We start from the raw sequence: 25,283 nt of genomic DNA, 5'->3' as shown, positions 1-25,283 counted from the left end.
CACGATCTCGTGGACTCTTCTGAACTCCTGGCCCTAACTTTCACGAATGACTGAGCCTCAGCAGGTGTGGCGCCCGAAGACCGTCGAGTTCGCGTACTGGTTGAGCCTGGTCAGCGCGCTCAGCGCGTTCGCGTCGCTCATCTACCTCTTCGGCCTGCGCGAGGAGATGACCGCGGGCCTGCGCGAGGCCGTTCAGCGGACCAACTTCCTCCAGTCGGAGAACCAAGAGGCGTTCGTGCGCTCGGCGGTCAGCAACACGCTGATCTTCGCCACGGTGATCGTCACCGTCATCGGCTGCGCGATGATCACCTTCGCGGTGATGATGCGGCGCGGGCGGAACTGGGCGCGGATCGTGGTCACCGTGGTGGCGGTGCTCGGGCTCGGCGGGATGACGACTAGCGTCAATGGCGTGGTGCTCAGCTCGCCGGGGCCACTGGCCCTGCTGACGTTCGCCGTGAACATCGCGGTGATCGTGCTGCTGTACGTGCCCGCGTCCAACCGCTACTTCGCGAGGCCCAAACCATGAACAAAGACTCGGCAGCGTCGGCGAAGTCCGTGCGCACCGCCGTCGCCGTGTGGCTGGCGCTGGCGACGTTCTGCACGCTGGACGTGCTGATCACCTGGCTTGAGCACGCGAGACTCCGGCAGGCGGTGGTCGACCAAGGCCTCGCCACTCCGGACAACGTCGATGCGGTCCTGGACAGAGCGTTGTGGCAGAAGACCGTCTTCCAGCTGGTCTTCGCAGTCGCCTACATTCTGCTGGCCCTGTTGCTGCGCAGAGGCCATGCCTGGACCAGGGTTGCGCTTATCACCGTCTCGGTCTTCCAGGTGTTCATGCTGTTCACATGGGGCGGCCTCGGTCCCGTGTTGATCCTGATTCTCGTGCTGGCGACCGGTGGGCTGATGCTGACGTGGCGGCAGGCGACGACGGACTGGCTGGCCTCGGTCCGCGACGAGCGCTGATGCGGCCCGGCTTCGACGAGCCCGCCCCCGTGCTCTACGCCGAGCGCGGGGCGAGCTGGTGGCCGGTGCTCTGGGGACCGGCGTTCTGCCTGGTCGGCTACGTCGTGGAGCTGGTCCGCCCCGGCGGGATGGGCCTGGGCACGTGGGTGATCGTCGCGCTCGCCTTCACCGTGGCGGCCGCCGTGTGGGTGCGCGCCCGGCGGGCGATCGGTGCGGTCTCGCTGACCCCGTTCGTGCTGCGCCAGGGGCGGGAGGACCTGCCGGTGGAGCGGATCGCGGCGGTCACCGACGTGGGCGCGCAGGTCGGGGCCAAGGTGCTCGGCGGAGGGTGGAGCGTGCCGAAGGGCACGACGGCGCTGCCGATCCGGCTCGACGACGGGGCGGTGGTGCTCGCGTGGGCGCGCGACGCGCAAGCCCTGCGGGACGCCCTGATCCGGCTCCTGGAACGGCCGTCGTGAGAGGCTAGGCGGCATGGTCGAACACCGGGAACCGCGCCTGCACCAGCCCAAGCGGTGGTGGATCGTCGGTGCGGAGGTCGTGCTCGCGGTCGTGTTCGTCCTCATCGCGGTCTGGGCGTGGCGACGCGGGATCGTGCCGATGGAGTACCCCAGGCAGAACGGCGCGCCGTTCCAGTTGGAGCGCCACCAGGGGCAGTGGTGGCTGCTGTCGGTCGCGCTCTGCACCGCGTCCGGGCTGCTGCTGATGGACGCGGTCCGGCAGGCGTTGCTGGCCAAGCGCGGCAAGTTCGAACCGGTCGAGCTGACCGACTGAAGCCGTGGCCGACGACAGGGTGCGCGTGCTCGTCGTCGATGACGAGCCTGCGATCCGGGACCTGCTCGCCGCCAGCCTCGGCTACGCCGGGTTCCGGGTCCGCACCGCCTCCGACGGAGCCGACGCGCTGACCCTCGCCGAGTCGGACCCGCCCGATCTCGTCGTGCTGGACGTGATGCTGCCGGACATGAGCGGCTTCGAGGTGATCAGCGCGCTGCGCGGCACCGGCGGCCGGGTTCCGGTGCTGTTCCTGACCGCGCGCGACGCCGCCGAGGACAAGGTCACCGGGCTCACCCTCGGCGGCGACGACTACGTGACCAAGCCGTTCAGCCTCGAAGAGGTGATCGCCAGGGTGCACGCGGTGCTCCGCCGCAGCCGCGGTGCGAGCCCGGAACGGTCCCGGGTGCTGTGCTGCGCCGATCTGGAACTGGACGAGGACGCGTACGTGGTGCGCCGCGCGGGCGAGCCGGTGCGGTTGTCGCCGACCGAGTTCAAACTGCTGCACTTCCTGCTCGCCAACGCGGGCAAGGTGCTGTCGAAGGCCGCGATCCTGGACGCGGTGTGGCGCTACGACTTCAACGGCGAGGCCGGGGTCGTCGAGTCCTACATCTCCTACCTCCGCAGGAAGGTCGACTCGACGCAGCCACGGCTGATCCACACCGTGCGCGGGATCGGCTACGTGCTGCGCGAGCCGCCCTGGTCGCGGTGATGCGCCGGTCGTTGCGCTGGTTCCGCGGCGGGCTGGACCGCGTTCCGCTGCGGTCGCAGCTCGTGGTGGGCCTGTCCGTGCTGGTGGCGGGCGGCATGGTCGGGATGGGACTGCTGGCGGTGACCGCCGTGCAGAACAACCTCGTCGACCAGGTCGATCGCGGGCTCGCGCAGATCGACACGAGCCGCCTCGACCTCAAACCGCCGGGCCGGCCGTCGTCCGGGAGCCCGCGCGCGCAGCTGCCGGGCACCTTCCTGGTCCAGGCCGTCGACCCCACCGGGCGCGTGCTCGGCGAGCTGCGGATGGTCGACGCCCGGTTCCAGGGCAGCCCGGTCCTCGCGGACGCGCTGCCGAGTGCGGCTGGACTGCTCACTGTACCGTCCACAATGGACGGAAAGCGGTGGCGGGTTCTGGTGCGGGACACCGGGAACGGCCGCATCCTGGCGACGGCGTCCACTTTGGACGAGTTGGACGACGTCGTGGAGGCGCTGGAGATCACGCTGCTGGCGATCGGCGGCATCGTGCTCACCCTGCTCGGCGCGCTCGGTCAGGCGCTGGTCCGGGTGAGCCTGCGACCGCTCGGCGAGGTGCAGGAGACCGCCCGCCGGATCGCCGACGGTGACCTGTCCAGCAGGGTTCCGGTGCGGCCGGAGAACACCGAGGTCGGCGAGCTGGCCGCGGCGCTCAACACGATGCTGGTGCGGATCGAGGACTCCTTCCGCGCGCAGCAACGGTCCGAGGAGGCGGCACGGCGCTCCGAGGAACGGATGCGGCGGTTCGTCGCCGACGCCAGCCACGAGCTGCGCACCCCGTTGACCTCGATCCGGGGCTACGCCGAGCTGTACCGGCAGGGCGCGGCGACCGATCCCGAGCAACCGTTGCGGCGCATCGAGGACGAAGCGGAGCGCATGGGGCTGCTCGTCGACGACCTGCTCCTGCTCGCCCGCCTCGACCAGCAACGAGAGCGGCGCGACGATCTCGTCGACCTGGCCGTGCTCGCGGTCGACGCCGTGGCCGACGCGCGAGCGGTCGACCCCGGGCGGCCGGTGCGGCTGAAGCTGGGGGACGGGAGCGGGCTCACCGTGCGCGGCGACGAGGACCGGCTGCGCCAGGTGCTGGCGAACCTCGTGGGCAACGCGCTGCGGCACACGCCCGGTGACGTGCCGGTGGAGATCGGGGTGCGGGCGGACGGCGAAGACGTCGTGCTGAGCGTGACCGACAGCGGCCCCGGCCTCGCTCCGGAGGACGCTGAACGGATCTTCGAGCGCTTCTACCGGGTGGACTCGGGACGGAGCCGGAGTCGCGGCGGCGGAACGGGTCTGGGGCTGGCCATCGTGGCCGCGATCGTGGCTTCGCACGGCGGAGAGGTCGGTGTGCGGACCGCTCCCGGCGAAGGCGCGAGTTTCCTGGTTCGGTTGCGTGGGGCACGTCACGGGGGCTCGTGACGGGCCGCGCCGCGCCGGTTGCCACACTGGAGGGGTGACCGCACACTCCGGTTCCGAGACCTCCGCCGCCCTGTTCAAGCGCGCGTCCGCCGCGACCCCGGGCGGGGTGAACTCGCCGGTCCGCGCCTTCCACTCGGTGGGTGGGACACCGAGGTTCATGGTCCGCGGCGAGGGGCCGCACCTGTTCGACGCGGACGGCAACCGCTACGTGGACCTGGTCGCGTCGTGGGGTCCGATGATCCTGGGGCACGCGCACCCGGCGGTGGTCGAGGCCGTGCAGCGCGCCGCCTCCTCGGGGCTGTCCTTCGGCACGCCGACCGAGGGCGAGATCGAGCTGGCCGAGGAACTGATCGCCCGCGTCGCGCCCGTCGAGCAGGTCCGCCTGGTCAACTCCGGCACCGAGGCGACGATGAGCGCGATCCGCCTCGCCCGCGGGTTCACCGGGCGCCGCAAGGTGATCAAGTTCGCCGGGTGCTACCACGGGCACGTGGACGCGCTGCTGGCCCAGGCGGGCTCCGGCGTCGCCACGCTCGGCCTGCCGACCACGCCCGGTGTGACCGGCGCCCAGGCCGAGGACACGCTCGTGCTGGCCTACAACGACCTCGACGCGGTGCGGGCGGCCTTCGCCGCGCACGGCGCCGACATCGCCTGCGTGATCACCGAGGCCGCGCCGGGCAACATGGGCGCCGTCGCGCCGGAGCCGGGCTTCAACGCCGGGCTGCGCGAGCTGTGCCACGCCAACGGCGCGTTGCTGATCATGGACGAGGTGATGACCGGCTTCCGCGTCTCCTCGGCGGGCTGGTTCGGCGTCGAGGGCGTCGCGGGCGACCTCTACACCTTCGGCAAGGTCATGTCCGGCGGACTGCCCGCCGCGGCGTTCGGCGGCCGCGCCGACGTGATGGCCAGGCTCGCCCCCGCGGGCCCCGTCTACCAGGCGGGCACGCTGTCCGGGAACCCCGTCGCGGTGGCCGCAGGCCTGGCCACGCTGCGCGCCGCCGACGCCGAGGTCTACCAGGCGCTCGACCGCAACGCCCGCAAGCTCGGGCTGCTGTTCACCGACGCGCTCACCGCGGAGGGCGTCCCGCACCGCGTGCAGTACGCGGGCAACCTGGTCAGCGTGTTCTTCACCGAGGAGCCGGTGCGCGACTACGAGGGCGCGAAGGCCGCGGACACCTGGCGCTTCCCGCCGTTCTTCCACGCGCTGCTGGAGCGCGGGGTGTACGCGCCGCCGAGCGCCTTCGAGGCCTGGTTCGTCTCCGCCGCGCTCGATGACGACGCGTTCGACGTGATCACCGAAGCCCTGCCGCACGCGGCCGCCGCGGCAGCCGCCGCGCGCAAGCCCGAGGAGGACAAGGCGTGACCAAGACCGTCGTCCACGTGATGCGGCACGGCGAGGTCTACAACCCGCAGGGCATCCTCTACGGCCGCCTCCCCGGGTTCCGCCTCTCCGGTGCGGGCCAGCAACAGGCCAAGCTCGTCGCGGAGTTCCTCGCCGACCACGACATCGTGCACGTGGTCGCCTCGCCGCTGGAGCGCGCGCAGCAGACCGCGCGCCCGCTGGTGGAGTCGCACCACCTGGAGCTGGCCACCGACGACCGGCTGATCGAGTCGGAGAACAAGTTCGAGGGCATGCGGGTCGCCGTCGGCGACGGGGCGCTGCGCTCGCCCGCGCACTGGCCCAAGCTGTACAACCCGTTCCGCCCGTCCTGGGGCGAGCCGTACTTCAAGATCGCGCACCGGATGCTCGGCGCCGTGCAGCGCGCGCGGGCGATCGCGGCGGGGCACGAGGCCGTCGTGGTCTCCCACCAGCTGCCGATCTGGACGCTGCGGCGGTTCCTGGAAGGCAAGCGGCTCTGGCACGACCCCCGGCGGCGGCAGTGCTCGCTGGCCTCGTTGACCTCGCTGGTCTTCGAGGACGAACAGCTCGTGCGGATCGTCTACGCCGAGCCCGTCGGCAAGACCGATCCGAGGGTGACCGGGGCATGAGGCGGCTTCTCGTCGCGCTGTCGTTGCTGCTGGTCGCGGGCTGCGGCGGGGCGTCCGCCTCCGACGAGTTCAGCTTCGTCGCGCCCGGCGGGCAGACCAAGATCTTCTACGACGTGCCGGACCGCAAGCGGCTCGCGCCGATCGAGGGCGAGAGCCTGCTGGAGGAGGGCAAGACGATCAAGGTCTCGGAGTACCGGGACCAGGTCGTCGTGCTCAACATCTGGGGCGCCTGGTGCGTGGCCTGCCGGACCGAGGCCGACGACCTGGAGCGGGTGTACCGGCAGACCAAGGACTCCGGCGTGGCCTTCCTCGGCATCGACGTGAAGGACCCGTCACGCACCGCGCCCGCCGACTTCCTCCGGGACCGCAAGGTCACCTACCCGTCGATCTACGACCCGGCGGGCCGGTCGCTGCTGCCGCTGCGGAACTACCCGCGCAACATCGTGCCGTCGACGATCGTGCTGGACCGGCAGCACCGGGTCGCGGCGATCCTGCTCACCGACCTCCTCGACACCGACCTGCTCCCGGTCGTCCAGCGCATCGCCGCCGAACCCCGCTGACCCGGCTTGCGCACTGAATGACTCATTCGGTGCGTTCGGGGTCGGGCCGGGAGCGCGTGTGTGGTGGGGATGAGGGGAGCGCGTGGGGTGGACCACAGTTGTGGCTGGTCGGAGTACCCGGGCGCGATGTCCCCGATCGGAGTACCTACGCTGAACTACCGTGAGCCCCACCGACATCGCGATGTCCGGCCCGTTGTTGCTGGCTGTCGCGGTCGCACTGCTCGCGGGGACGGTCTCCTTCGCCTCGCCGTGCTGCATCCCCCTGGTGCCCGGCTACCTCGCCTACCTCGCGGGGCTCGTGGGCTCGGACGCCCCCGCGGTCGAGGCTGACGAAGCGCCGAAGACGGGCCGCTGGCGCGTGGTGCTGGCGGCGTTGCTGTTCGTCGCGGGCTTCACGGTCGTCTTCGGGCTCACCACGATCCTCGTGCTCGGCCTGTCCGACGCGGTGAACGACAACGTCGGGCTGCTGCAGCGCATCGGCGGCGTCGTGACCATCGCGATGGGCCTGGTGTTCATGGGCCTGGTCCCCGGGCTCCAGCGAGATGTGCGGATCCACCGTCAGCCGAGCGGGAAGCGCGGCCTCTGGGGGGCTCCGCTGCTGGGCGCGGTGTTCGGCCTGGGGTGGACGCCGTGCCTCAGCCCGACGCTCATCGGTGTGATCGCGTTGGCGACGAGCACCTCCGTGGGACCGACCACGCTGCGCGGTGTCGTGCTGGTGCTGGCCTACTGCATCGGCCTGGGGTTGCCGTTCGTCCTGCTGGCGCTCGGAGCGCGCTGGGCGCTGCGGAGCGCGGGCTGGCTGCGCAAGCACACCAGGGGAGTCCAGCTCACCGGCGGCGTGCTGCTCGTCGTCGTCGGCCTGATGCTGGTGACCGGCACCTGGGCCTACCTCGTGCAGTGGTTGCAGACCACGCTCATCAGCACCACGGAGTTGCCGATCTGATGGCCACCATCGCGTTCCTGCGCAACACCTGGCGCGGCCTGACGAGCATGCGGACGGCGCTGATCCTGCTGTTCCTGCTCGCGCTCGCGGCCCTTCCGGGGGCACTGCTGCCGCAGCGGCTCACCGCGGGCGACAAGGTCGCGAAGTACTTCCAGGACAACCCGGACCTGGCCCCGGCGCTGGACCGGATGGGCCTGTTCAACGTCTTCGGCAGCGTCTGGTTCTCCGCGATCTACGTGCTGCTGTTCATCTCGCTGGTCGGCTGCCTGGTCCCGCGCACCGCGGAGTACTTCAAGCAGATGCGGGCCGAGCCGGTGCTCACCCCCCGCAACCTCGCGCGGCTGCCGCACCATGCGAAGTCCACTGTGGACAGTTCGCCGGAGGACGTGGTCGCCGCGGCCCGCGCGCGGTTGCGCGGCTGGCGCACCGAGGTCCGCGTCGAGGACGACGGTGCGCACACGATCAGCGCGGAGAAGGGCTTCCTGCGCGAGGCGGGCAACCTCGTCTTCCACTTCGCGCTGATGGGCATGCTGGTCGCGATCGCCTTCGGCAAGATGTTCGGCTTCGAGGGCCAGGTGATCATCCACTCCGGGGACCGGCAGGGCTTCTGCAACTCCGGCATCTACGCCTACGACAGCTTCCGGCCGGGCCTGCGGGTCGACGGCACCGAGCTGACGCCGTTCTGCGTGCGGGTGGACGACTTCGAAGCCACGTTCCTGCACAACGGGCAGGCCGACAGCTTCCACGCCAACGTGTCCTACCAGGACGCCGACGACCTGGAGACCGGGACCTGGCGGCAGTCCGGGCTGGAGGTCAACAGCCCGCTGCGGCTCGCGGGCGGCACGGTGTACCTGCTCGGCCACGGCTACTCGCCGCGCTTCACGGTCACCTTCCCGGACGGCCAGAAGCGGACCGAGGCGACCCAGTGGCGGACGATGAACACCGTCACGCTGCTCTCCGAGGGCGCGACGAAGTTCGACCCGCCCGGCGTCACCGATCCGGAGAAGCGGCGCACCGGCCAGCTCGCGGTCACCGGCCTGTTCGCGCCGACCGCCGCCTTCGAGGGCACCCTGATGACCTCGGTCTTCCCCGACCTGCGCGATCCGGCCGTCGCGGTGGACGTCATGCGCGGTGACCTCGGCAACGAGTCCGGCAAGGGGCAGTCCATCTTCGAGATCGACAAGTCCATGGTGGACAGCGGGCGGCTGAAGAAGGTGGCAAGGAAGAACCTGCGGATCGGCGAGGAGATCGCGCTCGACGACGGCACGAAGATCCGCTTCGACGGTGTCGGGCGCTGGGTCGGCGTGCAGGTCGGCTACGACCCGGGCAGGCTCGGCGTGCTGATCGCCGGCGTGCTGGTGCTCGGTGGCCTCGGCGCCTCGCTGAGCATCAAGCGGCGGCGCGTGTGGCTGCGCGCCACCCCCGCGCCGGAAGGCGCCGAAAGCGCACGTACCGTGGTCGAGGTCGGTGGCTTGGCCCGCACCGACCAGGCCGGTTACGGCGAGGAGTTCACCACGCTCGCCGCGGATCTCCTGCGGCCCGGGAAGGAACGCTGATGGTCAACCCGAACCTCGCGACGTTCAGCGACTGGTCGTTCAACAGCGCGCTGGCCATCTACCTGGTCGTGCTGGTGCTGCACGCGGCGGAGTACGGCTTCACCCGCAACCCGGACCGCAAGCGCGAGCTCGTCGGGGCGGGCGGCCCGGAGATCGCGCCCGAGCCGGTCACCACCATCACCCACGGCCGCACGCTGCCCGAGCGCCTCGGCCGCACCGCGGTCGCGCTGACCGTGCTCGCGGCCGGGCTGCACGCCGTGTCGCTGGTGCTGCGCGGGCTCGCCACGCAGCGGGTGCCCTGGGGCAACATGTACGAGTTCGGCTCGGCGATCTGCCTGGTCGCCGTCGTCTCGTGGCTGGTGGTGCTGCGCAAGCACGACGTGCGGCACATCGGCGCCTTCGTGATGCTGCCGATGCTGCTGCTGCTGTTCGTCGCGGGGAAGCTGCTCTACGTCGAGGCCGCCCCGCTGATGCCCGCGCTGCGCTCGTACTGGATCACCATCCACGTGTCGGCCGCGATCCTCGCCAGCGGCGTCTTCCTCGTCTCCGGTGTCGCGTCGGTGCTCTACCTGATCCGGTTGCCGCACGAGGCGAACCCGGAGCGCTTCGCGACGATGGGGCCGAAGCTGCCCACCGCCGCCGCGCTGGACCGGCTGTCCTACCGGCTGACCGTCTTCGCGTTCCCGATCTTCACGTTCGGGATCATCGCGGGAGCGATCTGGGCCGAGTCGGCGTGGGGGCGCTACTGGGGCTGGGACCCCAAGGAAACCGTGTCCTTCATCGCCTGGGTGATCTACGCCGGGTACCTGCACGCGCGGGCCACCGCGGGCTGGCGGGGTTCACGTTCGGCCTTGGTCAACGTGCTCGGTTTCCTCACGATGATCTTCAACCTGTTCTTCGTGAACCTGGTGACGACGGGCCTGCACTCGTACGCGGGCGTGTGACCCCGGATCAACACGATTCGGCACAAACGACTAACGTCGGCCGCGGGGATGAGGAATTCTTGGCCCCCCAGCTTCGCGACGTTGCCCGAGGAGGGACTCCAGCGGTGACCGGACGCCACGAGGACCCCGAGTCGCGCCAGGACGCGCCCTGGACCCAGCCGCAGAACAGCGGCCAGCAGCCGGCGTGGACGCCGCCTGCCGACCCGACGACCGAAGCCGTGCCCACGGCCGACCCGACGCCGTCCGGACCGCTGCCCGTGCAGAACCCGTCGGGTCCGTCGGGTCCGCACCAGGTCTCCGGCGGCCCGTCCGGCCCGTACCCGACCGGTAACCAGTCCGGCCCGTACCCCGTGCAGGGCGGCCCCTCCGGACCGCACCACGTCGGCGGCGGGCAGTCGGGGCCGTTCCCGGTCACCGGTGGCCCGTCCGGGCCGTACCAGGTGCAGAACGGGCCGTACGCGCAGCAGCCGCCGCCCGGCTACCCGCAGCAGCAGCCCCCGCCGGGCTACCTCCAGCAGCACGGCTACCCGCACCCGCACCCGCAGCAGTCCCAGCACCAGCCGCGGCACCAGGTCCAGGACCTGTCCTCGGCGCAGCTGCTCAAGCAGACCAAGCGCCCGCCGCAGTCCGGCTGGCGCCGCGCGGTGTACGTGGCCAGCGGTCACCTGGTCAACCTGGGGGAGAGCACCACCGACCTGCACCGCCGTGAGCTCATCGCGCGGATAAACCAGCCGGTCCAGGGCTGCTACAAGATCGCGATGCTCAGCCTGAAGGGCGGCGTCGGCAAGACGACCACCACGGCCAGCCTGGGCTCCACGTTCTCGTCGCTGCGCGGCGACCGGGTCATCGCGGTGGACGCCAACCCCGACCGCGGCACCCTGGCGCAGAAGATCCCGCTGGAGACCACGGCCACGGTGCGGCACCTGCTGCGCGACGCCGGGCGCATCCGCCGCTACAGCGACGTGCGGGCCTACACCTCGCAGGGACCGAGCCGGCTGGAGGTGCTGGCCAGCGAGCAGGACCCGGCGGTGTCGGAGGCGTTCAGCGAGGACGACTACCGCCGCACGGTCGACCTGCTGGAGCTCTTCTACAACATCGTGCTGACCGACTGCGGCACCGGACTGATGCACTCGGCGATGAAGGGCGTGCTCGACCTCGCCGACTCGCTGGTGATCGTCTCCTCCGGCTCGATCGACGGCGCCCGCAGCGCGTCGGCGACGCTGGACTGGCTGGACGCGCACGGCTACCGGGACCTGGTCGCCCGCTCCGTCGCGGTGATCAACTCGGTGCGCCCGCGCTCCGGCAAGGTGGACCTGGACAAGCTGGCCGAGCACTTCGCCTCGCGCTGCCGCGCGGTCTGCATGATCCCGTTCGACCCGCACCTGGAGGAGGGCGCGGAGATCGAGCTGGACCGGCTCGCCCCGGAGACCCGCCTGGCCATGCTGGAGCTCGGCGCTGTCGTCGCCGACGACTTCCCGCACGCGGTGGCCAGGGCCCGCTCCAGCTGAACCCGGACACGAAGAAGGGGCGTCCCGCACGGACGCCCCTTCGTGCTTTTCTCGCTCAGCCCTCTTCGGGGTCCTTGCGTTCCCGGCGCTTGCGCTCGTCCAGGCGACGCAGGAACTCCGGGTCGTCGTCCGGCGCGAGGGTCACGGCGCGCGGCTTGCTCGTCTGCTCGGGGCCGAAGGCCCGCCAGAGCAGCGCGGAGATGGTCACCGCACCGATCGCCGCCAGCATGTACAGGTACAACACCGCTGCCTCCTCCCACGTCCGACACAGCAGAGGTTAGTCCCGCCGCTCCGACGCCATACCCGGGTTCTTCGCGACCAACGGCAAAAAACCCCGGTTCGCTCACCGACCACTGTAGTGATGGGTGAGCGAACCGGGGGTGAGGTCCCGGCCCGGTGAACGTCCGCCGCCGCAGGTTCACCGGGCCGAGAGGGGCGGAGCCGGGTCCAAGCCCGCCCCATGAGCGACGTGGCGCGCCACGGGACTTCGGCCACCTCGCGAACGTCTCCCGCGATCCCCCTGCCCTCGCGAGGGGGCTCACGACCACAGGAGGCGTCGCGGTCCCAAGGCTGCTGCTCGCCGCCGCTGCGGCAGTGCGCTCCGGCGACCGCGGGCGCCGCGACCACCGACGTGCACTGCTCCACTTGGCTCTGCGCCATCTCCTTCCACCGGCGAGAAGTGAATGACTGAACCCAAATATGACCCGTTGAGCGGAGGAGCACACATCCCAAGTCGCCATAGCATCCGGGTTATGGAGCTTGAGGTGCGGCACCTCAGAGTTCTGCTGACCGTCGCGGACACCGGAAGCGTGTCCAGGGCGGCGGCCACCCTGGGGCTGTCCCAACCGTCCTTGTCCGCCCAACTGCAACGCATCGAGCGCACCATGGGCATCCCGCTCTTCGAGCGGTCACCCAGCGGCGTGGAACCGACCGCGTACGGCCGCTACGTGCTGGCCAAGGCGCGCACCGTGCTGGCAGAACTGGAGGAACTGCGGTCCTGGACCGCGCAGTTGGAGGTGTGCGAGCAGCCGATGCTGCTGCGCATCGGGGCGGTGCCAGGACCCATTGCCGCCAAGCTCGCGCTGAGCCTGCGCCGGGCGTTCACCTCGCTGCGCCCGGAGAGCGAGACCGAGGTCTACAGCCACGCGGAGCAGTCCTCGCTGGCACTGCTGCGGATGATCGACTCCGACCGGCTGGACGTCGTGGTCGTCGAGCAGTTCGCCGGGCACGAGCTGCCGGTGCTGCCCTCGGTGCGGCGGATGGAACTGGTCGCGGTGGAGCCGGTCTTCGTGGCGCTCGGCGACCAGCACCCGCTGTCGGGCAAGGCCGAGATCGACCTGGCGGACCTCGCCGAGGAGTCGTGGATCATCGATCCGCTGCTCGACTCGGGGGAGTCGGCGCACCTGCGCAGGGCCTGCCAGCGCGCGGGTTTCGAGCCGAGGATCCGGCACCACGCCACCGAGACCACCGCGGCGCGCAGCTTCGTGGCCAGCGGGCAGTGCGTGAGCCTGGCCCAGGCGACCTCGCGGGAGGGGCTGGGCATCGTGGTGCGGCCGCTCGTGGGCGATCCGATCGTGCGGCGGCTGGACGTGGCGTGGTCGAGCGAGCGGTTCGCGGAGAACGGCGAACTGGTCCGGCTCGCCGCCGCCGACGCCTACCTGGGGCTGGTCGAGTACAACGACAGCTTCGCCCGTTGGTGGGAGACACACCCGGAGGCGCACCCGGCGATCGGCTGATGGGTGAAGCGGTCTTCAAGACCCCGGACCCCGCTCGCGCGAGTCGCCGACCGCCACCAACCCCCGAGGGGGTTCGTAGTGGTCGGCGACTCGCGGAAGGCGGGTTCGTGATACCTGAAGACCGGGTCACCGCCTCGGCTCAGGTGGCCTCGGTGGTCAGTTCGGCCAGCAGGGAGTTCACCTCGGACTCCCGGAACCGGCGGTGCCCGCCCGGCGTCCTGATCGAACCGATCCGGCCCGCGGTGGCCCACCTGGTCACCGTCTTCGGGTCGACCCGGAACAGCGTCGCGACCTCGCCTGGGGTCAGCAGGCGTTCGCTGGACGGCCGAACTGCCGCACGCATCGTCGTCACGGTGTCCTCCCCACTTGATCGTGATCCTCGAAACGCACCGTGCATCGCGGTACCGGGGCATCGTGGCACCCGGCGCCCCGGGTACTCGAACGTTTGTCTTCAGGTAATGGGTAGGTAAGGGACGAAACGTGCGCTTCGGGCAGGTCTGACCAACCGGGCGGTGAGCCTCTACGCTCTTGCGACCATGGACGCTGTCGACCGAAGGATCATCGCGGCGCTGCGGGACAACGGCAGGGCCACCTACGCCGACCTCGGCAGACAGGTGGGACTGTCCGCCTCCGCGGTGCACGAGCGCGTTGGCAAGCTGGAGGCGGCCGGGGTGATCACCGGCTACCACGCGATGGTCGACCCGAGCGCGGTCGGGCTCGGGGTCACCGCGCTGGTCGGCATCCAGCCGACAGACACCGGTGACGACGACGAGGTGGCCGCCGCGCTCGCCGAGCTGCCCGAGGTCGAGAGCTGTTACGCGGTCGCGGGTGACGAGGCCTTCGTGGTCAAGGTCCGGGTGGCCACCGTGGACGAGCTGGAGCGCACCCTGGGGCGGCTGCGGCGGATAGACGGGGTGGCCCGCACCAGGACCACCGTCGTGCTCTCCACGCGCTTCGAGGGCCGCCCCAACACCCCGGGCTCGGTGAGCGCCCCGCCGGTGCCGACCGTCGCCGGACCCGGCGCGTAATCTGGGGGCGTGTCCGACGCCGAGCAGCAGCACCAGCCCGCAGCCACGAAGGCCGCGCTGACCCGCGACATCGCGCTGTACACCGTCGCCAGGTTCGGCACCGTCGCGGTGGTCGCCCTCCTGCTGGTCCTGGTGAACGTGCCGCTGCTGGTGGCCCTGGTGGTCTCGCTCGTCGTGGCCCTCCCCGCGTCCTTGGTGATCTTCAAGGGCCTACGCGTGCGGGTCGCGACCGGGCTCGCCGAGGTCGGTGCGCGCCGCCGGGCCGAGCGCGAGGCCTTCCGCGCCGAGCTGCGGGGCGAACCCGGGACGTAAAGTCCAGCTCATGCATGTGGATCGGTGCTGTGAGCACACCAGGGACTGGGTCACCGAGGCGGTTCGGATCATCGACGCCGACGCCAACCGCAGCGCCGACACGCACCTGCTGCCCTACCCGCTGCCGCCGGAGTGGGGCATCGACCTCTACCTCAAGGACGAGTCGACGCACCCGACCGGCTCGCTCAAGCACCGGCTGGCCCGCTCGCTGTTCCTCTACGCCATCTGCAACGGCTGGGTGACCGAGGGGACCCCGGTGATCGAGGCGTCGTCGGGCTCGACCGCGGTGTCCGAGGCGTACTTCGCGCGGCTGCTCGGGCTGCCGTTCATCGCCGTCATGCCCCGCTCCACCAGCCAGGAGAAGATCGCCCTGATCGAGCGGCAGGGCGGGCGCTGCCACTTCGTCGACCAGGCGGGCGCGCTCTACGAGGAGTCGCACCGGCTGGCCGCCGAGCTGGGCGGGCACTTCATGGACCAGTTCACCCACGCCGAGCGGGCAACGGACTGGCGTGGCAACAACAACATCGCCGAGTCGATCTTCGAGCAGATGTCGCTCGAGCGGTTCCCGGTGCCGGAGTGGGTGGTCGTGGGCGCGGGCACCGGCGGAACGAGCGCGACGATCGGCCGCTTCGTCCGCTACCGCAGGCTGCGCAGCCGCCTCGCCGTGGTGGACCCGGAGTTCTCGGTGTTCTTCGACGCCTGGCGGGACACGCTGCCCGGCCTCGTCGGTGAGCGCGGCTCCCGGATCGAGGGCATCGGCCGCCCCCGGGTGGAGCCCTCCTTCGTCGGGCAGGTCATCGACCGCATGATCAAGGTCCCGGACGCGGCGTCGATCGCGGCGATCCGGTACGCGGAGAACCTGCTCGGCAGGCGCGTCGGCGGGTCCACCGGGACGAACCTGTGGGGCGCCTTCCAGCTGATCGCGACGATGCGCGCGGAAGGCAGGCAGGGCAGCGTGGTGACCCTGCTCTGCGACGGCGGCGAGCGCTACGCCAACACCTACTACGACGATTCCTGGCTGGAGCGCGAGAACATCGACATCACCGCGGCGACGCGGGTGCTGGAGAAGTTCCACGACTCCGGCGAGTGGACCGGCTAGCCGAGCGCCAGGCCGATCGTGGTGCCGATCGCCCACACCAGCATCGCCATGCCGGTGTCGCGCAGCACCGGGATCAGCTCCATCCCGGTCTTGCCGCGCAGCACGCGCCGCAGCGCGGGAATCGCCACGGGCAGAGCGAGGAAACCCAGCAGCGTCAACGGCTGGCGCAGCCCGAGCAGCACGGTCATCAGGAACGGCACCGCGACGACCGCCGTGTAGAGGCTGCGGGTGTCGCGGTCGCCGAGCCGCACCGCCAGCGTCAGCTTGCCCGTTTCCGCGTCAGTGGGGATGTCGCGCAGGTTGTTCGCGATCAGCACCGCGCTGGAGAACGCGCCGACCGCGACCGCCGCGCCGATCGAGACGCCGCTGATCATGTCGGCCTGCACGTAGAGGGTGCCGAGCACCGCGACGAGGCCGAAGAACACGAACACGGCCAGCTCGCCGAAGCCCGCGTAACCGTACGGGCGCTTGCCGCCGGTGTAGAACCACGCCGCGACGATGCACACCGCACCGATCGCCAGCATGGGCCACTGCTTGGTCAGCACCACCACCGTGAGCCCGAGCACCGCCGCGAGCCCGAAGCTCGCCCAGGCCGCCACCAGCACGGTCTTCGGCCGCGCCAGCCCTGAACCGACCAGCCGGAGCGGGCCGACCCGGTCCTCGTCGGTGCCCCTGACGCCGTCGGAGTAGTCGTTGGCGTAGTTCACGCCCACGATCAGCGCCAGAGACATCAGCAGGATGAGCCCGGTATGCAACCACGAGAAACCGCCGACGCCGTATGCCGCGCCGGAGCCCACCAGGACTGGGGCGATGGCGTTGGGCAGCGTGCGCGGGCGAGCACCCTCGATCCACTGGGCGAGTGAGGCCATGGGCCACATCTTCCTTCACCCCCGCCCCACCTCCGCCGCCGGGCCGCACCGCCCCCTGTCGCACCGAATGAGTCATTCAGTGCGTTGAAGTACCTGAATGAGTCATTCGGTGCGAGCGGGGCGGGGGAGGCGAGGGTCAGCAGGCGCGGACGGAGGCGACGCCGGAGACGAACGCCTTGGGGACGTACATGCCCGCGTGGATGCGGAACCACACGTTGGAGGTGCCCTGCGATCCGGTCACGCTGTCCCCGGTGACCTGGCAGTCCACCTGAGCCCGCGCGTAGTTGCCGGCCATGCCGACCTGGGTGGCGGTGGACTTCGCCGCGTTGCGCACGTTGACGGGGCCGCCGCCGGTGCTGCGGACGGTGCCGAAGGTGCCGGTGCCGGTCCACAGGTAGGTCGCGGTGACCCACGCGTTGTCGCTGAGCTTCAGACCGTCCCAGAACGTGCCGTCCGCCAGGTCGATGCCCGCCGGGTTCTGCACGACGCGGCCGAAGCCGTCCTTGCCGCCGTTGTACTTGTCCTGGTAGGCGGCCTGCGCCTCGGGCTTGCCCTGCGGGAGGTTCTTCCACATCTCGCGCTGCGCGGACGGGTTCCAGTAGTCGTCCTTGATGTTCCACGGGCCCTTGTCCCACACGGCAGCCCACGCGCAGCGGCTGGCGGTGCAGACCTTCACGCTGTAGGTGCCGGTGTTCTTGGGGGACAACGACTTCCCGGACGGCAGCGCGACGAAGTGGTCCCGCGACTTGATCACGTGACCGTTCGCGGTGGTACCGCCGACGAGCCCTTCCCTGGTGGCGTAGACCCGGTAGCTGCGCGCGGCGGCGCGCGGCTCGGCGGCGACCTGCGGGCCGGACTCGGCCGAGAGCCGGAGGCCGCGGACCTCGGGGCTGCGCCCGTCGCGGGAGTTGACCATGGCGATGCGGACCTCGACCCGCTTGGCGGCCTCGGGCAGCTCGGCGGGGGCGGTGGTCCACTCGCTCCACTCGCCCCCGGCCAGCTCGCCGCGCACGTCGACGGAGAGCTGGGCGTCGCCGGGCACCGTCGCGTCCACGGTGGCGGCGATCCGGTTGGCGGGTGTGGCCAGCTCGTGGGCGGCCAGCACGAGGCTGCCCTCGTCCCGGTCGTGCATCGCGCTGGCCGCGCGTACGGGTTCACCGGCCAGGCGCAGCGCACCGCCGGTGAAGCGGACGTTGGCGTCGTCCTCGGTGATCTGGGCGAGGTCGGGGGTCCACGTGCTCTCGCCGGGCGCGGCCAGGGAGGCCGGGCCGGTGGTGAGGAGGGTGGTGCCTAACACGGCGCAGAGGGTGGCGGACGCCACAGTACGCCGCAGTCTGGTCGGGGCCACGACTGCTCTCCGTTCCCGGGACGCGTGGGAGCGAGCGAACTCGCAGCAGGGGGACACGCGTCCCGCACGGCGTCAGGGAAGCTGCGGCCTTAGTTGCTTGTCAACAACACGCAAAGCAATCGAGGGAGTTAATAACCGATGTGCGTAACGTGAAATAACGGCGTCATCTCTCACGATTGATCAACATCTCGGCCAGCGAACGCCGGTCGACCTTGCCCGGCCCGCGCAGCGGCAGCGCCGCCACGATGTCGATCCGCTTGGGCGCGCAGGGGCCGCCGAGCCGTGCGCCGACCAGGGCCCGCAGCCGCTGCGCGCTCGGCGGCGTCGCGGGGTCGGCCGGCACCACCGCGGCGGCGACGAGCTGGCCCCACTCCGGGTGGGGCAGCCCGACCACGCACGCCTCCAGCACGTCCGGCTCCGCGCACAGGACCCGTTCCACCAGGGCGGGAGCCACGTTCACCCCGCCGGTGATGATCATGTCGTCGGCCCGGCCGAGCACGGTGAGGCGTCCGTCCGGCTCGATCCGCCCGAGATCGTCGGTGTGGAACCACCCGTCGGCGAACGCCGCGTTCGAGGCGCCGCGATAGCCACTGGCCAGCACGGGACCGGACAGCGAGATCCGCCCGTCCTCGCCGAGCCGCACGCGCACCCCGTCCAGCGGGACACCGTCGTAGACGCAGCCGCCGCAGGTCTCGCTCATGCCGTAGGTGGTGATCGCCGCGACGCCCGCCTCCCGCGCCCGCTCGACCAGCTCCGCCGGAGCCGCCGCCCCGCCCAGCAGCAGGCCGTCGAAGGCGGCAAGCGCCTCCAGCCCGGCTCCGGCATCGGCGAGCAGCCGGACCAGCTGCGTCGGCACCAGCGACGTGTAGTGCCTGCCAGGACGGTCCAGAACGGAACGTGCGGCGTCGGCGAACGCGTCCGGACGGAAGCCGTGAGAGGTGTCGACGACACCGGGCTCCTCTCCGGCCAGCAACGACCGGACGAGCACCTGCACGCCCGCGATGTGGTGCGCGCCGAGTGCCAGCAGCCAGGCGCCGGGGCCGCCGAGGCGGGCATGCGTGGCTTCCGCTGACGCCCGCAACGCCGCGGCGGAGAGCAGGACGCCTTTGGGGTGACCGGTCGAGCCGGACGTGGCCACGACCAGCGCGATCTCCTCCTTGACGGGGCCCGTCAAGGAGGGTGGAGCCGCTTCGCCGGGCGCGGTCGGCAGCAGGGCCGGTCCCGAGCCGTCGAGCGCCGCCGCGAGCCGCTCGGCGACCTCCTCGGACGAGACCGGGACCAGCTCGCGCATCAGTAGTAGTAGGGGAAGCCGGACCAGTCGGGCGCGCGCTTCTCCAGGAAGGAGTCGCGGCCCTCGACGGCCTCGTCGGTCATGTAGGCGAGGCGCGTGGTCTCCCCGGCGAACAGCTGCTGGCCGACCAGGCCGTCGTCGATCATGTTGAACGCGTACTTCAGCATGCGCTGCGCGGTCGGCGACTTGCCGTTGATCTCTCTGGCCCACTGCAGGGCCGTGGCCTCCAGCTCGGCGTGCGGGACGACCTCGTTCACCGCGCCCATCCGGTGCATCGTCTCGGCGTCGTAGGTGCGGCCGAGGAAGAAGATCTCGCGGGCGAACTTCTGGCCGGTCTGCCGCGCCAGGTAGGCCGAGCCGTAGCCCCCGTCGAAGCTGCCGACGTCGGCATCGGTCTGCTTGAACTTCGCGTGCTCCGCGCTGGCCAGCGTGAGGTCGCACACCACGTGCAGGCTGTGCCCGCCGCCCGCGGCCCATCCGGGGACGACCGCGATGACGACCTTCGGCATGAACCGGATCAGCCGCTGGCACTCCAGGATGTGCAGCCGCCCCGCGCGCGCCGGGTCGATGGTGTCGGAGGTCTCGCCCTCGGCGTAGCGGTAGCCGTCGCGGCCGCGGATGCGCTGGTCACCGCCGGAGCAGAAGGCCCAGCCGCCGTCCTTCGCGGACGGGCCGTTGCCGGTCAGCAGCACGCAGCCGACGTCGGAGCTCATCCTGGCGTGATCGAGCGCACGGTAGAGCTCGTCGACCGTGTGCGGGCGGAACGCGTTGCGCACCTCCGGCCGGTTGAAGGCGATCCGCACCGTGCCCTGGTCCACGGCACGGTGGTAGGTGATGTCGGTGAAGTCGAAGCCCTCTACGACCCGCCACGCGCTCGGATCGAACAGCTCTGAGACCTGGTTGGACGGCACGCCTGCGAGAATAGGCGGGTCCAGGGAAGGGTGTTGAACCGGTGAACCCGTCTACAGCGCAGGCGCGCGTCGTGGTCGACGAGCTCGTCCGCAACGGTGTCCGGCACTTCGTGCTCTGCCCCGGTTCGCGCAACGCGCCGCTGTCCTTCGCGCTGCACGACGCGGCGCGGGCCGGGCGGATCACCCTGCACGTGCGGATCGACGAGCGCAGCGCGGGCTTCCTGGCGCTCGGCCTGTCCAAGGGGCTGGGCCTCCCGTCGCACCGCAGGGGCCTCGTCGCGCTCGCCTGCACCTCCGGCACCGCGGTGGCGAACCTGCACCCGGCCGTCCTGGAGGCCCACCACTCGGCGGAGCCGCTGATCGTGCTCACCGCCGACCGCCCGCAGGAGCTGATGGGCACCGGGGCGAACCAGACCACGTGGCAGCACGGCGTCTTCGCCCCTCATGTGTCCACAGTGGACTTCCCGGTTGCCGAGACCCGGCCGGGGCAGAACGCGGTGTGGCGCAGCATGATCTGCCGCGCGGTCGCCCGCGCCGACGACCACGGGCCCGTGCACGTGAACATCCCGTTCCGCGAGCCGCTGGTGCCGGACAACGCCGGCGACAGCTGGCCGGAGCCGTTGGCGGGCCGGGAAGAAGACGCGCCCTGGACCGCCCGGTACGGCGGAAGCCAGCCCGTTCCCATCGAGCCGATCGACCTCCCCGCGCGCACCCTCGTCGTCGTCGGCGCGGCGACCTGGGGCGCGGGCAACGCGATCGGCGAGATCGCGGCCGAACGCGGCTGGCCGGTGCTCGCCGAGCCGGGTGGCGCGGGCGGGGTCGCGTCCACCAAGGCGGCGCTGCTGCGGCACGGAACCCTGGTGCTGGGTCTGGACGAGCTGCGCCCGGAAGCCCTGGTCGTGGTCGGTCGACCGACCCTGACTCGGGCGGTGCAGCGGCTGCTGCGCACGACCCCGCTGGTGCACGTGATCGATGACACCGCGGACTGGACGGATCCGCAGCACCAGGCGACGTCAGTCGGCCCGCTGGCCCTGGTCGACCGCGACGCGGAGCCGGAGTGGCTGGCGAGCTGGCAGGACGCGGACGCGGCAGTCGCGACCGCCGTGGAGGAGTTCCTCGCCGCGCAGCCGTGGCCGACGGGGCTGCACGTCGCCCGCGATCTCGTCGCCGCGATGCCGCGCGACACCGTGCTGTTCCTCGGTTCCTCCAATCCCGTTCGCGACGTCGACCTGGTCGCGGCGACCGAACGGCCGGACGTGCTGGCCAACCGCGGCCTCGCCGGGATCGACGGCAGCGTCTCCACCGCGGTGGGAGTCGTGCTCGGCGCGCACGACGCGGACAGCCGGATCGGGCCGTGGGGTGCGGCGCTGCTCGGCGACCTGACCTTCTTGCACGACGCCAACGGACTGCTGATCGGGCCCGCCGAACAGCGGCCGGACCTGACGATCGTGGTGCTCAACGACGACGGTGGCGGGATCTTCTCGTTGTTGGAGCAGGGATCGGCCGAACACGCTGATTCCTTTGAGCGCGTTTTCGCTACGCCACATGGCACAGACCTCGCCTCTTTGTGCGCCGCGTACCGGGTTCCGCACGTTCGAGCACGCAGCAGGGAAGAGTTCCTGGCCGCCTGCCGACCAGGGCCGGGACTGCGCGTCGTCGAGGTCCGCACCGACCGCTCTGACCTGCGTGACCTGCACGAACGCCTGCGCGCGGCAGTGCGGCGCACTCGCTGAACCTTTCAATCCCACCAGTTGGTTGTGAAGAAGACGTGCTGGTGCGCGGCGATTTCCCGGAGCTAGGTTGCAGGCCGAGTCGGCTGCATGTGGGGAAGTCGGCCATGACGGAGAGGTTCGAATTCCGTGCTGCGTAAACACAGCCTCCGCATGGGGGCGGCGGCCGCTGCCGCGGTCGCGCTGCTCGCCTGGCCCGCGTCGGCCGGGCCGGACACGACGGGTGCCCCCGGGATCGGTGACGAGTACTACCCGGGCGACGGCAACGGCGGCTACGACGTCTCGCACTACGACATCCGGCTGCGCTACCAGCCCTCCGACGACAAGCTCTGGGGCACGACGGTCATCACCGCCAAGCCCACCCAGCGGCTGACGCAGTTCAACCTCGACTTCGCGATCGACCCGAAGTCTGTGCTGGTCAACAACCTGCCTGCGAAGTTCAGCCGCACCGGGACCGAACTCCAGGTCACCCCGGCCCAGCAGGTGCACCAGGGCCTGCTCACCACGATCGTCGTCGAGTACGAGGCCACCCCGTCGACCGTCGTGGTCAACGGCGAGAACAACTGGAAGCGCACCCCGGACGGCGCGCTGGCGGTGGACGAGCCGCACGTGTCCGCGTGGTGGTACCCGAGCAACGACCACCCGACGGACAAGGCCACCTTCGACGTCTCCGTCTCGGTGCCGGACGGCACCGCCGCGCTGTCCAACGGCAGGCTGACGAGCAGGTCCAGCCGCGCCGGGTGGACCAGGTGGAACTGGCGCAGCACCAAGCCGCAGGCCACCTACCTGACCTTCCTCGCGGTGGGCAAGTACGAGGTGGTCACCGGTACCGGGCACAAGGGCCAGCCGCTGGTCAACGCCTACGGCACCAACCTCGGTGACGCCGAGGCCGCGGCCAAGGCCAGCGTCGAGCGCACCCCCGAGGTCATCGCGTTCCTCGAGGACTACTTCGGCGAGTACCCGTTCGAGGCGCAGGGCGGCGTCGTGCCCAGCTCCGGGCTCGGGTTCGCGCTGGAGAACCAGACCCGCCCGGTGTACAGCCCGGCGTTCTTCGCGGCGGGCTCGCACGTGTCCGTCGTCGTGCACGAGCTGGCCCACCAGTGGGCCGGCGACTCGGTCTCGGTGGCCAAGTGGCGCAACATCTGGCTGAACGAGGGCTTCGCCAGCTACGCGGAGTGGCTGTGGTCGGAGGCCAAGGGCGAGGGCACCGCGCAGGAGATCTTCGACCACTACTACAAGCGCCCGGCCGAGGACCCGGCCTGGCAGGTCGTCACCGGTGACCCGACGCCCGCCAAGCTCTTCGACGGCTTCGGCGTGTACACCCGCGGCCCGATGGCGCTGCACCAGCTGCGCAACGCGGTGGGCCTGGACACCTTCAAGAAGATCCTCAAGACCTGGAACACCGACAAGAAGTACGGCACCGCCAGCATCGAGGAGTTCATCGCGCTCTCGGAGAAGATCTCCGGAAAGCCGCTCTACGACCTCTTCCAGAAGTGGCTGTTCACCAAGGGCAAGCCGCAGCTGAGCGCGGACCAGGCGGCCGCGACCGCCAAGGCGCCCGGCGTGAAGGCGGACATCGTGCCGAAGTCGGTCCCGAAGATCGAGGCCGGGCACCGCATCATGCACAGCATGAACAACAAGTAATCGTCGTCGCGTTCTCCGTCCCCGCAGCCCCCGGCTGCGGGGACGGATTCTTTTTCGGTTCAGAAGTGGACGTAGCTGTCCGGTTCGTTCTTGGAGATCGTGCGCTTGCCATATGCCTTCGGGTTGTTCCAGTTGTATTCCTCGACGGTGATCTTGCCGCCGCTGACCTTGGAGACCCAGGCGACGTGTCCGCTGTTGCGCTCCCACACCGCGACGGCGCCGACCTTGGGGGTCTTGTTCACCTTGACCCCGGCGGACTTGGCGGCGTTGTTCCAGGTGTCGGCGTTGCCGAAGAACACGCCCTTGTACTTGGCGTTCTTGAACCGCACGCCGTGCTGGTCGAGCCGGTGCGCGACGAAGGACGTGCACTGCCGCTTGTAGAACCCCCACTTGTCGGTGCCGCTCTGCCCCTTGTACGGGTAGTCGTCCCCGGCACGCACTTCGTATTCGGCGGCGATCGCGGGCGGGGCGATCGCGACCGCCGACCCCAGCGCGGTCATCGCCAGCAGGGCGGCCAGCGCCAGGTTTCTCGTTGGCTTCATGCCGCGCACGTTAAGCGCGAATCAAGTGCCTGTCCTGTCTTGTTGCCAGTTTTGGATGTGGTGGTTCATATTTCGGGCGGACCCGAAAGTGAAAGCAACTCAATTGCCTTCCAGGGCGTCACGAATGGGGACGAGCTTGGCCGCGGCCTCGGTCACCTCGGAATCCGGATCGGAATCCGCGACGAGCCCGCACCCGGCGAACAACCGCGCGGTGGCCCCGTTGACCTGCGCGCAGCGCAGCGCGATGCCCAGTTCGCCGTCCCCGTCGGCGTCGATCCAGCCGACCGGTCCCGCGTAGCGGCCCCGGTCCATCCGCTCCAGCTCGGTGATCATCTCCACCGCGGCCTTCTGCGGGGTCCCGCCCACCGCCGCGGTCGGGTGCACGGCCGCGGCCAGCCGCAGCAGCGACGGTGCGTTGGCGGTCGGGCGCAGCCGCCCGGTGACGTCGCTGGACAGGTGCAGCACGTTCGGCAGCCGCAGCACCTGGGGCGCGTCCGGCGCCTCCAGGGTCGAGCAGTGCGGCCGCAGCGTGTCCACAAGGGACTCCACCGCGTACGCGTGCTCCTCGCGGTTCTTCGCCGAGGTGAGCAGCCGGGTGGCCAGCTCGTCGGCGGTGACGCCCTCGTGCGGCCAGCTGGTGCCCGCGAGCACCCGGGAGGTGACCTCGTCGTCGAGCTTGCTGAGCAGCATCTCCGGGGTGGCCCCGAGCAGGCCCTCGACGGCGTAGACCCAGCAGCTCGGGTACCGCCCGGCCAGCCCGTGCAGCAGGAACCGGGGGTCGAACGGCTCGTCGGCGGTGGCCAGCAGGTCGTGCGCGAGCACCACCTTGCCCAGCTCGCCCGCGCGCATCCGGTCCACCGCCGCGCGCACCGCGTGCCGGTACCCGGTCACCGGCAGCTCGCCCTCGGAGTAGCGCACCGTTCCGGTGCGCCGGACCGGCTGCACCGAGCGGTTCACCGGCGAGCTGTCCTCGTCGGAGCTGATCTCGGTGACCCAGGTGGTACCGCCCCGCCTGCCGACGATCACCCTCGGCACCACGAGCACCGAGTCACCGGGGTGGTCGGCGAAGGCCATGCTCACGAAGGCCACCGCACCGGTACCGGGCAGGCCGACCTCGTCGACCACCTCGGAGCGCTCGCGGACCGCGCGCCACCACAGCTCCGCGTCGATGAACCGGTTCGGGCCCGAGGGGGTGAACCTGGCCGCCTCACCCCAGCCGACCAGGCCTTCTCCGCCGCGCACCCAGGTCAGCACGCCGTCCGGGGTGGGCAGCAGGTCCAGCAGTTCGGTGTCCGCGCCCATCGGGCGACTGTGCACGCGCAGCCTGGCTGCGATGCCCTTCTCCGGAGCGCTGGTCACCCTTCGAGCGTATGAGCCATGCGCGGGGG

At 71.0% G+C, this 25,283-nt stretch carries 27 protein-coding genes; 19 read left to right on the top strand and 8 right to left on the bottom strand.

Translation table 11 applies throughout. The annotated features are described in order from the left end of the window. Positions 1-46 precede the first annotated feature (46 nt). From BLT28_RS25880 to BLT28_RS25820, 13 genes are all read left to right on the top strand, one after another. On the top strand, positions 47-526 hold the full coding sequence (locus BLT28_RS25880) for a hypothetical protein (protein ID WP_156050515.1): 480 nt from the start codon (positions 47-49) through the stop codon (positions 524-526). Further along, entirely contained in the window at positions 523-963 is a 441-nt protein-coding gene (locus tag BLT28_RS25875; RefSeq protein ID WP_030427290.1) for a hypothetical protein, read from the top strand. Before BLT28_RS25880 ends, BLT28_RS25875 begins: the two co-directional genes overlap by 4 nt. Next, complete coding sequence (locus BLT28_RS25870) at positions 963-1,421, top strand: hypothetical protein (protein ID WP_030427291.1); 459 nt, start codon at positions 963-965, stop codon at positions 1,419-1,421. The genes BLT28_RS25875 and BLT28_RS25870 overlap by 1 nt, the downstream gene beginning before the upstream one ends. Before the next feature lie 13 nt (positions 1,422-1,434). Next, positions 1,435-1,734 carry a hypothetical protein gene (locus tag BLT28_RS25865; RefSeq protein WP_043810215.1) on the top strand — a complete coding sequence of 100 codons (300 nt, stop codon included), beginning with the start codon at positions 1,435-1,437 and terminating at the stop codon, positions 1,732-1,734. Positions 1,735-1,738: 4 nt separating this feature from the next. Beyond that, positions 1,739-2,443, top strand: a complete 705-nt coding sequence (locus tag BLT28_RS25860; protein WP_030427293.1) for a response regulator transcription factor — start codon at positions 1,739-1,741, stop codon at positions 2,441-2,443. Continuing rightward, on the top strand, positions 2,443-3,888 hold the full coding sequence (locus BLT28_RS25855; protein ID WP_052406946.1) for a sensor histidine kinase: 1,446 nt from the start codon (positions 2,443-2,445) through the stop codon (positions 3,886-3,888). Before BLT28_RS25860 ends, BLT28_RS25855 begins: the two co-directional genes overlap by 1 nt. A 34-nt stretch (positions 3,889-3,922) precedes the next feature. Continuing rightward, positions 3,923-5,248 (top strand): glutamate-1-semialdehyde 2,1-aminomutase, encoded by a 1,326-nt coding sequence (gene hemL / locus BLT28_RS25850; RefSeq protein ID WP_030427295.1) that lies wholly within the window; start codon positions 3,923-3,925, stop codon positions 5,246-5,248. Between the two features lie 20 nt (positions 5,249-5,268). Further along, positions 5,269-5,874 carry a histidine phosphatase family protein gene (locus BLT28_RS25845; protein WP_052406947.1) on the top strand — a complete coding sequence of 202 codons (606 nt, stop codon included), beginning with the start codon at positions 5,269-5,271 and terminating at the stop codon, positions 5,872-5,874. Further along, a complete protein-coding gene (locus tag BLT28_RS25840) occupies positions 5,871-6,434 on the top strand; it encodes a TlpA disulfide reductase family protein (RefSeq protein ID WP_030427297.1) in 564 nt (187 codons plus the stop codon). Before BLT28_RS25845 ends, BLT28_RS25840 begins: the two co-directional genes overlap by 4 nt. Before the next feature lie 160 nt (positions 6,435-6,594). After that, the gene (locus tag BLT28_RS25835; RefSeq protein WP_030427298.1) at positions 6,595-7,377 is read left to right on the top strand and encodes a cytochrome c biogenesis CcdA family protein; all 783 of its coding nucleotides are present in this window, start codon (positions 6,595-6,597) and stop codon (positions 7,375-7,377) included. Beyond that, positions 7,377-8,933, top strand: coding sequence for a cytochrome c biogenesis protein ResB (gene resB / locus BLT28_RS25830; RefSeq protein WP_052406879.1), 1,557 nt, complete (start codon positions 7,377-7,379; stop codon positions 8,931-8,933). The genes BLT28_RS25835 and resB overlap by 1 nt, the downstream gene beginning before the upstream one ends. Further along, the gene (ccsB, locus tag BLT28_RS25825) at positions 8,930-9,877 is read left to right on the top strand and encodes a c-type cytochrome biogenesis protein CcsB (protein ID WP_030427300.1); all 948 of its coding nucleotides are present in this window, start codon (positions 8,930-8,932) and stop codon (positions 9,875-9,877) included. The genes resB and ccsB overlap by 4 nt, the downstream gene beginning before the upstream one ends. A gap of 218 nt (positions 9,878-10,095) precedes the next feature. Further along, a complete protein-coding gene (locus BLT28_RS25820; RefSeq protein WP_407638826.1) occupies positions 10,096-11,385 on the top strand; it encodes a MinD/ParA family ATP-binding protein in 1,290 nt (429 codons plus the stop codon). Between the two features lie 55 nt (positions 11,386-11,440). Here BLT28_RS25820 and BLT28_RS25815 read toward each other — a convergent pair whose 3' ends face one another. Beyond that, positions 11,441-11,629, bottom strand: a complete 189-nt coding sequence (locus tag BLT28_RS25815) for a hypothetical protein (protein ID WP_043810217.1) — start codon at positions 11,627-11,629, stop codon at positions 11,441-11,443. 508 nt (positions 11,630-12,137) lie between these two features. On the opposite strand from BLT28_RS25815, the gene BLT28_RS25810 reads away from it, so the two are divergent. Next, positions 12,138-13,121 carry a LysR family transcriptional regulator gene (locus tag BLT28_RS25810; RefSeq protein ID WP_030427302.1) on the top strand — a complete coding sequence of 328 codons (984 nt, stop codon included), beginning with the start codon at positions 12,138-12,140 and terminating at the stop codon, positions 13,119-13,121. 139 nt (positions 13,122-13,260) lie between these two features. Here the strand turns inward: BLT28_RS25810 and BLT28_RS25805 are convergent, their stop codons facing one another. Then, the gene (locus BLT28_RS25805) at positions 13,261-13,464 is read right to left on the bottom strand and encodes a BldC family transcriptional regulator (RefSeq protein WP_030427303.1); all 204 of its coding nucleotides are present in this window, start codon (positions 13,462-13,464) and stop codon (positions 13,261-13,263) included. Between the two features lie 193 nt (positions 13,465-13,657). Here BLT28_RS25805 and BLT28_RS25800 point away from each other — a divergent pair, with 193 nt between their 5' ends. From BLT28_RS25800 to cds1, 3 genes are read left to right on the top strand one after another with little or no spacing between them, the layout of a single operon-like run. After that, on the top strand, positions 13,658-14,149 hold the full coding sequence (locus BLT28_RS25800) for an Lrp/AsnC family transcriptional regulator (protein ID WP_030427304.1): 492 nt from the start codon (positions 13,658-13,660) through the stop codon (positions 14,147-14,149). Positions 14,150-14,158: 9 nt separating this feature from the next. After that, positions 14,159-14,461: a DUF4229 domain-containing protein gene (locus BLT28_RS25795; RefSeq protein ID WP_030427305.1), complete on the top strand. Its 303-nt coding sequence runs from the start codon at positions 14,159-14,161 to the stop codon at positions 14,459-14,461. A 10-nt stretch (positions 14,462-14,471) separates the two neighbouring features. Beyond that, entirely contained in the window at positions 14,472-15,560 is a 1,089-nt protein-coding gene (gene cds1 / locus BLT28_RS25790) for an L-cysteine desulfhydrase Cds1 (RefSeq protein WP_030427306.1), read from the top strand. On the opposite strand, the gene BLT28_RS25785 is transcribed toward cds1, so the two are convergent. The 4 genes from BLT28_RS25785 to BLT28_RS25770 form a co-directional block, all read right to left on the bottom strand. Next, complete coding sequence (locus tag BLT28_RS25785; RefSeq protein WP_030427307.1) at positions 15,557-16,429, bottom strand: 1,4-dihydroxy-2-naphthoate polyprenyltransferase; 873 nt, start codon at positions 16,427-16,429, stop codon at positions 15,557-15,559. The two genes, cds1 and BLT28_RS25785, sit on opposite strands and share 4 nt — an antisense overlap. A gap of 136 nt (positions 16,430-16,565) precedes the next feature. Next, entirely contained in the window at positions 16,566-17,726 is a 1,161-nt protein-coding gene (locus tag BLT28_RS25780; protein ID WP_231950425.1) for a hypothetical protein, read from the bottom strand. A gap of 214 nt (positions 17,727-17,940) precedes the next feature. Beyond that, positions 17,941-19,068, bottom strand: a complete 1,128-nt coding sequence (gene menE / locus BLT28_RS25775) for an o-succinylbenzoate--CoA ligase (RefSeq protein ID WP_030427309.1) — start codon at positions 19,066-19,068, stop codon at positions 17,941-17,943. Continuing rightward, on the bottom strand, positions 19,068-19,979 hold the full coding sequence (locus tag BLT28_RS25770) for a 1,4-dihydroxy-2-naphthoyl-CoA synthase (protein ID WP_030427310.1): 912 nt from the start codon (positions 19,977-19,979) through the stop codon (positions 19,068-19,070). Before BLT28_RS25770 ends, menE begins: the two co-directional genes overlap by 1 nt. A 41-nt stretch (positions 19,980-20,020) precedes the next feature. Here BLT28_RS25770 and menD point away from each other — a divergent pair, with 41 nt between their 5' ends. Together menD and BLT28_RS25760 are read left to right on the top strand one after the other, a co-directional pair. Beyond that, on the top strand, positions 20,021-21,712 hold the full coding sequence (gene menD / locus BLT28_RS25765; protein WP_030427311.1) for a 2-succinyl-5-enolpyruvyl-6-hydroxy-3-cyclohexene-1-carboxylic-acid synthase: 1,692 nt from the start codon (positions 20,021-20,023) through the stop codon (positions 21,710-21,712). A 150-nt stretch (positions 21,713-21,862) separates the two neighbouring features. Further along, positions 21,863-23,353 (top strand): M1 family metallopeptidase, encoded by a 1,491-nt coding sequence (locus BLT28_RS25760; protein ID WP_043810220.1) that lies wholly within the window; start codon positions 21,863-21,865, stop codon positions 23,351-23,353. Positions 23,354-23,412: 59 nt separating this feature from the next. Here BLT28_RS25760 and BLT28_RS25755 read toward each other — a convergent pair whose 3' ends face one another. Then, on the bottom strand, positions 23,413-23,895 hold the full coding sequence (locus BLT28_RS25755; protein WP_030427313.1) for a CHAP domain-containing protein: 483 nt from the start codon (positions 23,893-23,895) through the stop codon (positions 23,413-23,415). Between the two features lie 99 nt (positions 23,896-23,994). After that, entirely contained in the window at positions 23,995-25,254 is a 1,260-nt protein-coding gene (locus BLT28_RS25750) for an isochorismate synthase (protein WP_043810221.1), read from the bottom strand. Positions 25,255-25,283 lie beyond the last annotated feature (29 nt).

Source organism: Allokutzneria albata (assembly GCF_900103775.1).
Lineage (GTDB): Bacteria > Actinomycetota > Actinomycetes > Mycobacteriales > Pseudonocardiaceae > Allokutzneria > Allokutzneria albata.
This window is presented reverse-complemented; position numbering and strand designations above follow the sequence as displayed.

Coding starts and splice junctions, on each gene's coding strand:
- BLT28_RS25845 (WP_052406947.1), top strand. CDS start 5,269: ATGCGGCACGGCGAGGTCTACAACCCGCAGGGCATCCTCTACGGCCGC.
- BLT28_RS25755 (WP_030427313.1), bottom strand. CDS start 23,895: ATGAAGCCAACGAGAAACCTGGCGCTGGCCGCCCTGCTGGCGATGACC.
- menE (WP_030427309.1), bottom strand. CDS start 19,068: ATGCGCGAGCTGGTCCCGGTCTCGTCCGAGGAGGTCGCCGAGCGGCTC.
- BLT28_RS25760 (WP_043810220.1), top strand. CDS start 21,863: ATGGGGGCGGCGGCCGCTGCCGCGGTCGCGCTGCTCGCCTGGCCCGCG.
- BLT28_RS25785 (WP_030427307.1), bottom strand. CDS start 16,429: ATGGCCTCACTCGCCCAGTGGATCGAGGGTGCTCGCCCGCGCACGCTG.
- BLT28_RS25805 (WP_030427303.1), bottom strand. CDS start 13,464: ATGCGTGCGGCAGTTCGGCCGTCCAGCGAACGCCTGCTGACCCCAGGC.
- BLT28_RS25870 (WP_030427291.1), top strand. CDS start 963: ATGCGGCCCGGCTTCGACGAGCCCGCCCCCGTGCTCTACGCCGAGCGC.
- cds1 (WP_030427306.1), top strand. CDS start 14,472: ATGCATGTGGATCGGTGCTGTGAGCACACCAGGGACTGGGTCACCGAG.
- BLT28_RS25840 (WP_030427297.1), top strand. CDS start 5,871: ATGAGGCGGCTTCTCGTCGCGCTGTCGTTGCTGCTGGTCGCGGGCTGC.
- BLT28_RS25800 (WP_030427304.1), top strand. CDS start 13,658: ATGGACGCTGTCGACCGAAGGATCATCGCGGCGCTGCGGGACAACGGC.
- BLT28_RS25865 (WP_043810215.1), top strand. CDS start 1,435: ATGGTCGAACACCGGGAACCGCGCCTGCACCAGCCCAAGCGGTGGTGG.
- resB (WP_052406879.1), top strand. CDS start 7,377: ATGGCCACCATCGCGTTCCTGCGCAACACCTGGCGCGGCCTGACGAGC.
- BLT28_RS25875 (WP_030427290.1), top strand. CDS start 523: ATGAACAAAGACTCGGCAGCGTCGGCGAAGTCCGTGCGCACCGCCGTC.
- BLT28_RS25855 (WP_052406946.1), top strand. CDS start 2,443: ATGCGCCGGTCGTTGCGCTGGTTCCGCGGCGGGCTGGACCGCGTTCCG.
- BLT28_RS25810 (WP_030427302.1), top strand. CDS start 12,138: ATGGAGCTTGAGGTGCGGCACCTCAGAGTTCTGCTGACCGTCGCGGAC.
- BLT28_RS25880 (WP_156050515.1), top strand. CDS start 47: ATGACTGAGCCTCAGCAGGTGTGGCGCCCGAAGACCGTCGAGTTCGCG.